This window comes from Ruegeria sp. AF3 (genome assembly GCF_056536285.1).
Window position 1 is genome coordinate 532,974 of record NZ_JBQFJM010000001.1, and the last position, 12,490, is coordinate 545,463.

Below are 12,490 nucleotides of genomic sequence, written 5' to 3' on the forward strand. Positions count from 1 at the left end.
TGCGAGTGTCCCACCTTCACGACCCCCGGAGACGCCTATGCCCCCTCGCAAGATCATCATCGACACCGATCCCGGACAGGACGACGCCGTCGCCATCCTGCTGGCGCTGGCCAGCCCGGACGAGATCGAGGTTATGGGTATTACGGCCGTCGCGGGTAACGTCCCGCTCGCCCTTACAGCCAAGAACGCCCGAATCGTTTGTGAATTGGCCGGACGTACGGATGTGCCGGTTTATGCGGGCTGCGACAAACCGCTGAACCGTCCGCTTGTCACCGCAGAACATGTGCATGGAAAAACCGGGCTGGATGGCCCGGTCCTGCCGGATCCGCAGATGCCCCTGGCCAAAGGTCACGCTGTGGATTTCATCATCGACACCCTGCGTGCTGAAGAGCCGGGGACCGTGACCCTTTGTCCACTGGGTCCGCTGACAAACGTCGCGACTGCGTTTCGCAAGGCCCCCGATATCATCGACCACGTGCAGGAAATCGTCTTGATGGGTGGGGCGTATTTCGAAGTCGGCAACATCACCCCCACTGCTGAATTCAACATCTATGTCGACCCAGAAGCTGCTGATATCGTTTTTAAATCCGGAATACCGATTGTTGTCATGCCATTGGATATCACGCACAAAGCGCTGGTGACCAAACCGCGAAACGACGCGTTCCGCGCATTGGACAGCAAGGTTGGGCATGCCGTGGCCGAGATGACGGATTTCTTTGAACGCTTCGACAAAGAGAAATACGGCAGCGCGGGCGCTCCCCTGCACGACCCTTGCGTCACCGCCTATCTGATCCGCCCCGCGCTGTTTTCGGGCCGCCGCGTGAATGTCGAGATTGAAACAGGGTCCGACCTGACCTTGGGCATGACCGTTGCGGATTGGTGGGGTGTCACCAACCGCGCACCAAATGCGTTGTTCATGGGGGAAATCGACGCCGACGGCTTTTTCACCTTGCTGACAGAAAGGCTGGCCAGATTATGAGCGCTGCCCTCCGCCTAGCGCGTCCCGACGATCTGGATCGCCTGATGACGCTGGTCACCGCCTTTCATACCGAGGCCGGGCTGACACAGGACGCCGACAAGACACGCAATGCCCTCGCCCCCATGCTGGATGGTATCCCTCATGGCTGTGTCTATCTGATTGGGCCCGGGCGCGCGCCTTTGGGATATATCATCCTGACCTTTGGCTGGTCAGTCGAGTTTGGCGGCATGGACGGTTTCGTGGACGAGATCTACATACGCCCCGCCGTTCGGGGCCGCGGCATTGCCACCGAGGTTCTTTTGGACCTGCCCAAAGCTCTTGCCGGGGCAGGCCTGATGGCTCTTCATCTGGAAGTCGACCGAAACAATGAAACTGCCCAAAAGCTATATCTGCGCACCGGGTTCAGACAACGTGACAGGTATATGCTGATGAGCAAGGTACTTTAGCGCGACTCGCCGCGGAAGATATTTGCCGGATTCATGTCCTGAACCGGGTCATTCGACGAAACCTCTTCTCCGGTTATCGGATACGTTCCCGGACCCGCGCAGGCGGACAATACTGTGATGGACGTTGTGGCGATTATCAGAAGGAATTTGGATACAGACATCGTAGTCTCCTTTCTGCAATGAAGACAAACTACGGCATTCAGTGTGGACGTGATAAGTAACAAGTTCACACATAAGAATAGATAAGCTACATTTTTATTGTCAAACACCTCAACCGCAAACGAACATGTCCCTGAAAAATTTAACTTTTCTCTGGCCTGAGGGTGCCATTCTCAAATAGCGGCATCTCAAAAAAAAGCAGGTGGCCGGGTGCGATTTCAGGAGTTTCGTAATAGGCGTCGCGCAGGTGAAAGCCTAAAGACAGGTATAACCGAGTCGCCGCTTCCAGGGGTTTGCCGGTGTCCATTCGAATATAGTCGAACCCAATATCTCGGCACATTTCGATCAGCGAAAGCATGATGGCACGGCCTGCTCCGGTCCCCCTTGCTGCGTCAGTTACAAATACACGTTTGATTTCAGCTACACCGGGTTCGTACGTGTGAAACATACCGCAGCCGACCGGTTCCCCATGCAGCAATGCCAGTTTGATCCCACCGGTCGGCGGTGTGTGTTCCGCGTCGATGTTGTCCATCACGCGGGCGTATTTTTCGCTTGGGTAGAAAGCCTGCACAATCTGGGCGGTTCTTTCATCCAGTGCCAGCAGGAAATCCCTGTAATCCCAACACAAACGCCGAACCGCTTCAATCTGGTCCGGCGTTTCCGGTTCGATGATGTTCAGCACAATGCGACCCCCGGAATAAAACCAGGGGCCAGCCTAGCACCAAGCGCGTTATTTGCGAAGGATCGACGCGCCTGCGTATTCCGCAACCTCGCCCAGCGATTCCTCAATGCGGATCAACTGGTTGTATTTGGCCAACCGATCCGACCGCGCCAGCGAGCCGGTTTTGATCTGACCGCAATTGGTCGCCACCGCCAGATCGGCAATAGTGGCATCCTCGGTCTCGCCCGAACGGTGCGACATCACGTTGGTATAACGCGCACGGTGCGCCATATCGACGGCGCGCAGGGTTTCGGTCAGCGATCCGATCTGGTTCACCTTAACCAGCATCGAGTTCGCGCAGCCGCGCTTGATCCCTTCGGCCAAGCGCGCCGGATTGGTCACGAACAGGTCGTCGCCCACCAGCTGCACCTTGTCGCCGATGGCGTCGGTCAGGGCTTTCCAGCCGTCCCAATCATCCTCGGACATGCCGTCTTCGATCGAGATGATCGGATAGTCATTGACCAGAGCCGCCAGATAGGCTGCGTTTTCTTCGGATGTCAGGGTGATCCCCTCGCCCGCCAGAACGTATTTACCATCCTTGAAATACTCGGTCGCCGCGCAATCCAAGGCCAGGTGGATTTCTTCGCCGGGTTTGTAGCCCGCCTTTTCGATGGATTTCAGGATGAAGTCCAGCGCCTCGCGGGTGCTGGCGATGTTGGGGGCAAAACCGCCCTCATCGCCCACGCCCGTGGCGAGCCCCGCGGAAGACAGTTCTTTCTTCAGCGTATGGAACACTTCGGACCCCATTCGCACGGCCTCGCGAATATTCGCGGCCGAGGTTGGCATGATCATGAACTCCTGAATGTCGATCGGGTTGTCGGCGTGTTCGCCGCCATTGATGATGTTCATCATCGGTACCGGCAGCACGCGAGCTGAGGTACCACCGACGTAACGATAAAGGGGCTGCGTCGTGAAATCGGCTGCTGCCTTTGCGGTGGCCAGCGACACACCCAGAATGGCGTTGGCGCCCAGACGGCCTTTGTTATTGGTTCCGTCCAGTTCGATCATCGCCTGGTCGATGGCCACTTGTTCTGTCGCGTCAAAGCCCACCAGTTCCTCGGCGATTTCACCATTCACGGCGGCCACGGCTTCCAGAACCCCTTTGCCCATATAGCGGGATTTGTCGCCGTCGCGTTTTTCTACGGCTTCATGCGCGCCGGTGGACGCACCGGACGGTACGGCGGCGCGGCCCATGGTGCCGTCTTCCAGAATCACGTCGACCTCGACCGTCGGGTTGCCCCGGCTGTCCAGAATTTCGCGCGCGTGGATGTCAATAATGGTGCTCATGAGGTCTGTCCCTATGGCTGCAGTCGGTTGCACGCGTCATAGCAGCAACCGGCCAAAAGTAAACCGGTTCCGTTATCGCTAACACGCATATTTACCGACCTTTAGGGCTAACAGTTTGCTGTTTGCGCCAACAGGATCAGGCCGGAACCAGATTGCGCGCCAGACGTCGCTCGCGGATAAAGGTATACAGGCCAGATCCGATGATGAGGCTCGCCCCAGCCATTGTCAGCGCGTCAGGGCGTTCACCGAACATCAACATTCCGGCAAGGATCGAAAACACCAGACGCGTGTAACGGAATGGCATCATGGCCGAAGCCTCGCCAACCCGCATGGCCGTTACGATGCCGTAATACCCCAAAACGCCGAAACCGATCGCGCCCAGATATGGCCCTGCCTGGCCGCTTTGCACCGGCACAAAGGGTGTTCCGGAAATGACCATCAACAGCAGCCCGGCCAGCGCCACTGCGATATACGCCTGCATCGCCACAACGGATGAGGCCACCCGAGCATCCAGCTTGCGCGTTATCAGATCACGCGCCGCAATCGCAAACACGGTCAGGACGACAAACAGCGAGTCTGGCTGAAACCCTTCCAATCCGGGGCGAATGATCATCAGAACACCGATAAAGCCGACACCAATGGCGCTCCAGCGGCGCCAGCCGACCTGCTCTCCCAGAAACAGGGCCGCGCCCATGGTCACGGCAAGCGGCATGGCCTGAAACACGGCGGCGACAGTGGACAGATCAATCAGCGACAACGCGGTGACAAAGGTTACGGCACCGAATCCTTCTGTCCCTGCACGTACCATCGGCAGCAGTTTCCACGCCACGGGATCGAAGATGCGTTTGCGGGTGACCACCGACATCACCGCAAAGACAAGCCCGCAGAACACACCCAGACACACCATGATCTGACCTGTCGGCACAGCGCCCGACAGGAACTTGATGAACATATCCTCAAGAGAAAAGGCCGCCATCGAGCCGATCAGCAAAAGGATGCCGTTTACGTTATTCATGCGCGCGTCCGTAGGAAAAGGGTACTTGGGGTGCAGTATGCGGGCACATGAACCGCAACCAGCGGCATCTGGCAAGCCAATTCCCGACACATTCAATGAATTAACGTGTTGGGGCCGTTCGTGATTTGTGATGGATCACTTCTGCTTGAGCGGCACGCCATACAGTTCCAGCCGATGCCCTTTCAGCTTGTACCCAAGCTTGGCGGCGATCTTTTCCTGCAGGGCTTCGATCTCGGGGTCGACAAATTCGATTACCTCCCCCGACTGCATGTCGATCAGGTGATCGTGGTGATCACGCTCGGCATCCTCGTAACGGGCCCGCCCATCGCCGAACTCCAGACGTTCCAGAATTCCGGCTTCTTCGAACAGTTTGACCGTACGATACACCGTCGCAATCGAGATGCCTGTGTCGATGGCAGAAGCACGCGCGTACAGTTCTTCGACATCCGGATGGTCGTCGCTTTGTTCCAATACCTGCGCGATGATCCTTCTTTGACCGGTCATGCGCAGACCCTTGGCCTCACAACGTCCAATAATCGTTTCCGACATGATGCCCCTCAGAATTGCTCGGGTGTCTGTCTTAGTATGTCTGTGCGATTTGCGCCACAGGGATTTCTTCTTTTCCGGTGAACTTAAGCCACGCACGCCAAATCAGCCCAAACCGGCAGATGATCCGAAGCGATATGTGCCGGGCGCGCGTCATGGACACCATGCGCAGTGGCCCTGACGCCCACGCCCAGCGCGATCCGATCCAGCGCGCCCAGCGGCTGCGCGGCGGGAAAACTCGGCTTGGGGGGCAGAAAACGCATTTCCGGTGCCAGGTGATCCAGAACAGGCTGTCGGGACCATTCGTTGAAATCCCCCGCCCAGACAGTCGGCATCTGCTCCAGCTCTTTATCAAACCGCCTGATATGCGAGATCTGCTGACGTCGCGATGCAGGCAACAGCCCCAGATGCATTCCCATCACCCGCAACGGCCCGATATGGGTATCAAATTCAACACGGACCGCGCCGCGCGGTTCAAGCCCGGGTAATTCGTGATGTCCGGTCCGCCGGACCGAAAGGCCCTCGCCACGCCAGATCACTGCATTGCCATGCCAGCCCAGACTGCCGGCACCACCCAGATCGACGATCTGCCAACCGGCTTCATCCAGCATGAAATGCGGCAGGGCCGCCGGCCGCGGCGGCAGACGTTTGTCGGCCTCCTGCAACACAACGATATTGGCCTGCATATGTTCGATGACCTGCAAAATGCGCTGCGGCTGGCGCCGGAGATCCAGCCCGAGGCATTTCTGAATGTTATAGCTGGCGATGCGAAGGGTGGAAGATGACTGCATATAGACCTGACCAGTGGGCTTGACCCAAAGTGCCACGCCTGTCGCCGGACGCAACCCTTCAGTTTCACTTCTCAACAACGGCAACCGGGGAAGTCGCCTCGGCACAATATATCGCCTAAAAACCCGGCACGTGGCGTGGCCGGAAACAGACGGGTTTCCCCTCATATCATCCAGGTGCGGCAGGACGGAGATACAGCAGTTTCAGCGCATCCGACACCGATCTGGAACGGGCAAATCCGTTCGCCCCTCCCAGCGAAACGTTCCGCAGCGAGGGATTTCCAGAGATGTTTGACCGTCATGTTCCGCAAAACGTGGCGTGCACAACTTCGTTATCGGTCGGGGGCCGTTTGAGATCCGCCGCTTCTGCCTGATCGTCGTATGGCCGCGTTAGGATTGTAATCAACCGATGGAACGGTTGGTAATCCCCCGCCACCGCTGATCGAATCATCTGCTCGACGCGGTGATTGCGCGGGATAAAGGCCGGGTTCGCCGCGGTCATCACTTCATGCGGTGACGCCTCATGCGCCAAACGCGCACGCCAGCCTTCTGCCCAACTGTCAAAGGCCTGTGGATCGACAAACTGATCGCGCACGGTATCTTTGCCCAGCGCACGGAAGGTGTTGGTGAAATCAGCCTGCCCCTCGGCCATACGTTTTAGCAAATCGGTGATCAGCGCCTGATCGCCTTCTTCAGCGGTCGTCAGCCCGATCTTTGCCCGGAACCGGGTCAACCAGTTCTGTTGCAGCAGGTCCGGCATGGCATGCACGATCTCGGTCGCCTGCTCAACAGCGGCGTCCTTGTTGTCCATCTGCTGAATCAGAGAGGTTGCCAGCTGCGCCAGATTCCAGACGGCAATATCTGGCTGGTTGGCATAGGCATAACGGCCCATCCGATCTATCGAACTGTAGACCGTATTGGGGTGATAAACATCCATGAAGGCACAGGGGCCATAATCGATGGTCTCACCTGTAATCGAGCAATTGTCGGTGTTCATGACCCCATGGATGAAACCCACGCTCATCCACTGAGCGATCAGGTGGGCCTGCGCATCCCGAACGGCCCGCAACAGGTCCATTGGCCCTTCGGCCCCGGGATAGTGGCGCGCGATTGCGTAGTCTGTCAGGCGCCGCAGATTGTCCAACTGCCCCCGCGCTGCAAAGACCTGAAAGGTGCCTACCCGTAGATGGCTGGTTGCAACCCGGGTTAGCACCGCACCGGGCATCGGACCCTCCCGGAACACGGTTTCACCGGTCTCTACCGCCGCCAGTGCGCGTGTTGTGGGAATGCCCAGCGCGTGCATCGCCTCGGACACCACGTATTCGCGCAGAACCGGACCCAGCCAAGCCCTGCCGTCGCCTCGACGAGAAAACGGCGTCGGGCCCGAGCCTTTCAGCTGAACATCCCGCCGCACGCCATCCGTTCCGACAGTTTCGCCCAACAGCACCGCACGCCCGTCCCCAAGCTGCGGGTTGTACTGGCCAAACTGATGCCCGGAGTAAAGCTGCGCGATGGGGTCCGCACCATCGGGGATGCGATTACCTGCAAAGACTTCCGCCATCTCTTGCACATCACCCGGATGGACCTGCAACAGCCGCGCCAGATCATCATTGAAGGCAATCAACTTGGGCGCGCGTACAGGCGCCGGTTTCTGTCGCGCAAAGAACGCGTCCGGCAGGCGGGTATATGAGTTATCGAATGGAATGGTCAGTGTCATGCGGCATACATATTCCCCGTGCGCACGAATACCATAGCGGATCACACCTTGCCGTGCATAATTGCGCCAAACACACGGGGGCCACATGACAGCACAAGAGATCATCGATCGCCTGAACCTGCAACCTCACCCCGAGGGCGGCTGGTACGCGGAAACCTGGCGTGCCGAGAACAAGGGCCGCCCGACCGGCACCTGCATCTACTTCCTGCTGCAAGCGGGGGAAAGCAGCCACTGGCACCGGGTCGACGCGACCGAGATCTGGCTCTACCACGCGGGCGCGCCACTGATCCTGTCCTTGAGTGCAACAGACAAGGGTCCGGCGGTTGACCATGTGCTGTCGCCCGATTTGTCTCGGGGCGCACCACAACTGATTGTTCCCAACGGCCATTGGCAGGCCGCGCGCAGCACCGGTGATTACACGCTGGTCAGCTGTACAGTTTCTCCCGGATTTCAATTCGATGGGTTCCAACTGGCAGAACCTGGGTTTGATATCCCTCGGGGATAAGCTGATCTGGGGATGCTCTGAAAAGGTGAGTTTACAGAAAGTTACCCATTTATCATTCTGTCAACGCAACCGCAGGTATCGGAGCATCGGGTGATTGTGAAACGCATCTTTCTGGTCCTTCTGCTTCTGTTCGCAAGTACCTGTCTTGCAAACGCTGAGCCCGCCTGTGCAGAATCCCGCCTTTCATCCGAACTGGCACTGCCCGATCTGCAGGAGGAAGTCACGACCGAACATATCGAACCTGCCGGGACTGTCGAACCTGCGGTGCTGACCTCGAAACGCCCAGCGCTGCGCCCTTGCAAGTTTCGCCAGTTTGAAGTGGGTCGTCAGCGTATGCGTGACCGCGGGGCGGTCTGTGGTGACTGGACCATCTTGGGCGAAACCCGCACGTCTTTGGCTGGAAAAGCGCTGGGTTGCGGCATCGCCAACCCGGTCCGGATTTACAGAATTTCGGACATTGCGCTCAGCCAGTTCTCACTGATGGACTGTCAGACAGCCGTCACGCTGAAAACGTGGATCGAAAACGTCGCCAAACCCGCCTTTGCCGATCTGGGGGGTGGGCTCAAGGGTATGCGGGTTGTTGGCCACTATGCCTGCAAGACGCAGAACAACCAGCCCTATGCGCGCATTTCCGAACATGCGCGGGGTCGGGCCATCGATATCTCGACCTTCGTGTTGCAGGACGGAACGCAGATCACCGTTCAGGACGGGTGGAGCGACACCGATCAAAGCGTCGTGTTGCAAGAGTTGCACAGCGGAGCCTGTGGCCTGTTCGGAACCGTTCTTGGTCCTGACGCTGACCGGTATCACAAAGGGCATTTTCACTTCGACACAGCCCGTCGCAGTGGCAAGCCTGTGTGTCGATAACACGTTAGCCGATACCTGTATGCAGCCTCAACCCACCGGTTGAACGTTCACTGAACTGACCATGCCGCCACCCACCAGCGCTTTCACCCCGGTTGTTCCGGGGCACGAGGTTGGCAATCCCCGCGCCACGCGCACAGCCAGATAGGCAAAGGCCTGCGCCTCGAGCATGTCGCCGTCCAGCCCCACCGCCTCGACCGGTTCGACCGGACAGTCGAGGGATACGCGCAGCATCTCCATCAACACCGGATTGCGCCGTCCACCGCCTGTAACCAGCACGCAAGACGGCGGCTGCGGACAATGTTCCATCCCCTGCACCACACCCGCTGCGCACATCCCGGTCAGGGTTGCCACCGCGTCAGCGTCACCCAGTTCTTTCACTAGTTCGATCATCTCAGAGAAATCGTTCCGGTCTAGCGACTTGGGCGGCATACGTGCGAAGAAAGGCTCAGCCAGAAACAGCTCCAACGCACCCATTTCGACGGTGCCATTGCGCGCAACCGCACCATCCCGGTCCATCGGCTGCCCCAACCGGGCTTGCATGAGGTCATCGACCGGCGCGTTCGCCGGCCCCGTATCAAAGGCAAGCAGCGCCCCTGGCGCCTCGGGACCATCAAAGCTTGGGTCCACATAGGTCAGGTTGCCAACACCACCCAGGTTCAAAAAGCACAAGGGGCGGTCCGCGCCAAACCACTTGGCGCAGGCAAAGTGAAAAAACGGTGCTAACGGAGCGCCCTCGCCCCCCATAGCCACGTCATCGCTTCGGAAGTCCCAGACCACCGGGCGCCCCAGCGCCTGCGCCAACCCAAGACCATCGCCCACCTGCAATGTCCCGCGCCCGCGCGGTTCATGCGCCAAAGTCTGGCCGTGAAAGCCAATCAGGTCTACATCTTCGAACTCGGACAGCGCTTCGGCATGGGCAAAGGTCACCATCTCAGCCGCCGCGTCGACCTGTGGACCGTGCCATTGCCCCAAAGCCGCCCGCAGAATTTCGCGTTCGGCATCGGTATAGGCGCGATAGCCGCTTTTCCCGAATCCAGCGATGGAATGCCCGTCGGTTTCCACCACCGCAGCGTCCACCCCGTCCAGCGACGTACCGGACATTGCGCCCAATGCCCGAACCATTCCGTGTTTCTTGATGGTTTGGCCCACGCCTGCCTCCTGATCTGGCAATGTTTCCGCCGTGCCCGGGGTTCTGGACTTCACCTCTGGGTTGCAGCTTGGTCAAGGTGCTTTTGTTATGCCGCCTTGGCAAGCCTTCTGATTGGGGGCGTCGGTTTTTTTCCGACGTCGCGTTTCATGATCAACACCCCGGCCATCAAGTTGCGCGCGCATATCACGGCACGCGGTTTTAGAGTGAAAAGGTGGCTTTTCCTCATCCGCAGCGCCGCCTATACAGTGCCCCGCAACACAAACCCCGAGGGCACGATATGACCTACCACCCCAAATCGGATTTCATCGCCACGATGATCGAGCGCGGCTTCCTCGCCGACTGCACCGATTATCAGGGCCTTGACGACGCGCTGATCAGTGGGTGCAAGCCAGCTTATATCGGCTTTGATGCAACGGCCAAGTCGTTACATGTGGGCAGTCTGATCCAGATCATGATGCTGCGCTGGTTCCAGAAGACCGGTCATCAGCCGATAACCCTTATGGGCGGCGGCACCACCAAGGTGGGCGACCCCTCGTTCCGCGCGGATGAGCGCCCCCTGCTGGGTCCCGAACAGATCGACGAAAACATCGCAGGCATCAAAAAGGTGTTCGCGGCCTATATCGATTACGACACTGACGCCGAAAACAAAGCGCTGATGTTGAACAATGCCGAATGGCTGGATGATCTGAACTACCTCGATTTCCTGCGCGACATCGGGCGGCATTTCTCGGTCAACCGGATGCTCAGCTTTGAATCGGTGAAATCCCGGCTGGATCGCGAACAGTCGCTGTCGTTTCTCGAGTTCAACTACATGATCCTGCAAGCCTATGACTTTCTGGAGCTGAACCGCCGCTATGGCTGTGTTCTGCAAATGGGCGGTAGCGACCAGTGGGGCAACATCGTCAACGGTATCGACCTGACTCGCCGGGTGCTGGATCACGAAATCTACGGCCTGACCTCACCCCTGCTGACCACCAGCGACGGCAAGAAGATGGGCAAATCGCAGGATGGCGCGGTCTGGCTGAACGCCGAGATGCGCTCGCCCTATGAATTCTGGCAGTTCTGGCGCAACACCACCGATGCGGATGTCGGGCGGTTCCTGAAGCTCTATACCGAATTGCCCGTGGATGAATGTGACCGTCTTGGTGCGCTTGCCGGGTCCGAGATCAATGAGGCCAAAATCCGCCTCGCCAATGAGGTGACAGCCCTTCTGCACGGGGCGCAAGCTGCGGCAACGGCCGAGGCCACGGCCCGTGAAGTGTTCGAAAAAGGTGGGGTTGGAGACGATCTGCCCACCCTGACCCTCAGCGCGGATGAACTGGGCGACGGCATGTCCATCGTGCAGATCATTGTCAAGTCAGGCCTGGCCAAATCCGGCAAAGAGGCCAAGCGCCTGATTGCCGAAAACGGGGCCAAACTGGACGACGCTCCGCTGACGGATGCGGGTTTGATGATCGACGCGGGCGCATTGACGTCTCCGATCAAGCTGAGTGCAGGCAAGAAACGCCACGCATTGGTGCAACTGGGCTGACGCCCCTTTCACCTTGGAAAGCAAAACAGAAAACGGCCACCCGATTGGGTGGCCGTATCTATATTGGGGTGGACGAGACTACTGACGTCCCTTTCCGCGACCGGGCCGGTCGCTTTCGCCCTCGTCGTCATTGGCGTTGTTTCCGCGACCCGGACTGCTGCCCTCGCCGCCGTTGCCGCTGCCATTGTTACCCCTATCGCCACCTTTGCCGCCGCCGGCATTGCCTTTGCCACCGCCGGGCTCTCCACCGCCAGCACCGGGTTCTCCACCGCCATCGCCGGGTTCCCCACCGCCACCGCCGGGTTCTCCATCGCCACCGCCGGGCTCTCCACCGCCAGCACCGGGTTCTCCGCCACCGCCGCCGGGTTCTTCGCCGCCGTTGTCAGGTTCTCCTCCACCACCGGGGCCGTCAGGACCAGCTGCATTCGCAAACCCTGCCCCGCCGGGTTCTGAACCGCGGCTTTCACCTCGATTCTCGGCCAGACCGGACAGGCTCGCCGTTGGCAAGTCTGTCAGCAAAGCGGCCAGACCCGGACATTGCGCCCCGGTAATGCTCAACGTTGTCTCGAAATCCGGTCTCTTCTGAAGTCTGTCCAGAAAGCTTGGGGTCACCTGAACACATTCGCAAAGCCCGGCATAGTCGCCTGCATTCGCAAGACTTCGAGCCGTTTGCCAATTACAGGTTTCCGGCGCTGCAAAAGCATTGCCGGCAACCACAACCCCAAAGACAGGCGCGGCCAGAACAGCGCCCAGTGTTAGTTTCTTACTATTTACCATAT

At 58.9% G+C, this 12,490-nt stretch carries 14 protein-coding genes; 5 read left to right on the forward strand and 9 right to left on the reverse strand.

Annotated features, from left to right (window positions below; genetic code table 11):
- The first annotated feature begins 37 nt into the window (after positions 1 to 37).
- Positions 38 to 979, forward strand: a complete 942-nt coding sequence (locus tag ACR3FC_RS02630; RefSeq protein ID WP_480473209.1) for a nucleoside hydrolase — start codon at positions 38 to 40, stop codon at positions 977 to 979.
- On the forward strand, positions 976 to 1,425 hold the full coding sequence (locus tag ACR3FC_RS02635; protein WP_480473211.1) for a GNAT family N-acetyltransferase: 450 nt from the start codon (positions 976 to 978) through the stop codon (positions 1,423 to 1,425). The genes ACR3FC_RS02630 and ACR3FC_RS02635 overlap by 4 nt, the downstream gene beginning before the upstream one ends.
- Here ACR3FC_RS02635 and ACR3FC_RS02640 read toward each other — a convergent pair.
- The 7 genes from ACR3FC_RS02640 to ACR3FC_RS02670 all read right to left on the reverse strand — a co-directional run bounded on the left by ACR3FC_RS02640 (position 1,422) and on the right by ACR3FC_RS02670 (position 7,658).
- Positions 1,422 to 1,586: a hypothetical protein gene (locus ACR3FC_RS02640; protein ID WP_480473213.1), complete on the reverse strand. Its 165-nt coding sequence runs from the start codon at positions 1,584 to 1,586 to the stop codon at positions 1,422 to 1,424. The two genes, ACR3FC_RS02635 and ACR3FC_RS02640, sit on opposite strands and share 4 nt — an antisense overlap.
- A gap of 140 nt (positions 1,587 to 1,726) precedes the next feature.
- Positions 1,727 to 2,266 carry a GNAT family N-acetyltransferase gene (locus ACR3FC_RS02645; RefSeq protein WP_480473215.1) on the reverse strand — a complete coding sequence of 180 codons (540 nt, stop codon included), beginning with the start codon at positions 2,264 to 2,266 and terminating at the stop codon, positions 1,727 to 1,729.
- A gap of 48 nt (positions 2,267 to 2,314) precedes the next feature.
- Positions 2,315 to 3,592: a phosphopyruvate hydratase gene (gene eno, locus ACR3FC_RS02650; RefSeq protein WP_480473217.1), complete on the reverse strand. Its 1,278-nt coding sequence runs from the start codon at positions 3,590 to 3,592 to the stop codon at positions 2,315 to 2,317.
- Between the two features lie 136 nt (positions 3,593 to 3,728).
- Positions 3,729 to 4,607, reverse strand: a complete 879-nt coding sequence (locus ACR3FC_RS02655; RefSeq protein ID WP_480473219.1) for a DMT family transporter — start codon at positions 4,605 to 4,607, stop codon at positions 3,729 to 3,731.
- Positions 4,608 to 4,742: 135 nt separating this feature from the next.
- A complete protein-coding gene (locus tag ACR3FC_RS02660) occupies positions 4,743 to 5,156 on the reverse strand; it encodes a Fur family transcriptional regulator (protein WP_480473221.1) in 414 nt (137 codons plus the stop codon).
- Between the two features lie 83 nt (positions 5,157 to 5,239).
- The gene (locus ACR3FC_RS02665; RefSeq protein ID WP_480476769.1) at positions 5,240 to 5,944 is read right to left on the reverse strand and encodes an endonuclease/exonuclease/phosphatase family protein; all 705 of its coding nucleotides are present in this window, start codon (positions 5,942 to 5,944) and stop codon (positions 5,240 to 5,242) included.
- A gap of 295 nt (positions 5,945 to 6,239) precedes the next feature.
- Positions 6,240 to 7,658, reverse strand: coding sequence for a protein adenylyltransferase SelO (locus ACR3FC_RS02670; protein WP_480473223.1), 1,419 nt, complete (start codon positions 7,656 to 7,658; stop codon positions 6,240 to 6,242).
- Positions 7,659 to 7,743: 85 nt separating this feature from the next.
- On the opposite strand from ACR3FC_RS02670, the gene ACR3FC_RS02675 reads away from it, so the two are divergent.
- Both ACR3FC_RS02675 and ACR3FC_RS02680 read left to right on the forward strand, forming a co-directional pair.
- Complete coding sequence (locus ACR3FC_RS02675) at positions 7,744 to 8,163, forward strand: cupin domain-containing protein (protein WP_267367608.1); 420 nt, start codon at positions 7,744 to 7,746, stop codon at positions 8,161 to 8,163.
- A 90-nt stretch (positions 8,164 to 8,253) separates the two neighbouring features.
- Positions 8,254 to 9,030 (forward strand): extensin-like domain-containing protein, encoded by a 777-nt coding sequence (locus tag ACR3FC_RS02680; protein ID WP_480473225.1) that lies wholly within the window; start codon positions 8,254 to 8,256, stop codon positions 9,028 to 9,030.
- Between the two features lie 27 nt (positions 9,031 to 9,057).
- Here ACR3FC_RS02680 and ACR3FC_RS02685 read toward each other — a convergent pair whose 3' ends face one another.
- Positions 9,058 to 10,152, reverse strand: coding sequence for an anhydro-N-acetylmuramic acid kinase (locus ACR3FC_RS02685; RefSeq protein ID WP_480476771.1), 1,095 nt, complete (start codon positions 10,150 to 10,152; stop codon positions 9,058 to 9,060).
- A 305-nt stretch (positions 10,153 to 10,457) separates the two neighbouring features.
- Between ACR3FC_RS02685 and tyrS the strand changes: the two genes are divergently transcribed.
- Positions 10,458 to 11,711, forward strand: coding sequence for a tyrosine--tRNA ligase (gene tyrS / locus ACR3FC_RS02690; protein WP_480473227.1), 1,254 nt, complete (start codon positions 10,458 to 10,460; stop codon positions 11,709 to 11,711).
- A gap of 78 nt (positions 11,712 to 11,789) precedes the next feature.
- Here tyrS and ACR3FC_RS02695 read toward each other — a convergent pair whose 3' ends face one another.
- Positions 11,790 to 12,488: a hypothetical protein gene (locus ACR3FC_RS02695; RefSeq protein WP_480473229.1), complete on the reverse strand. Its 699-nt coding sequence runs from the start codon at positions 12,486 to 12,488 to the stop codon at positions 11,790 to 11,792.
- Positions 12,489 to 12,490: the final 2 nt, after the last annotated feature.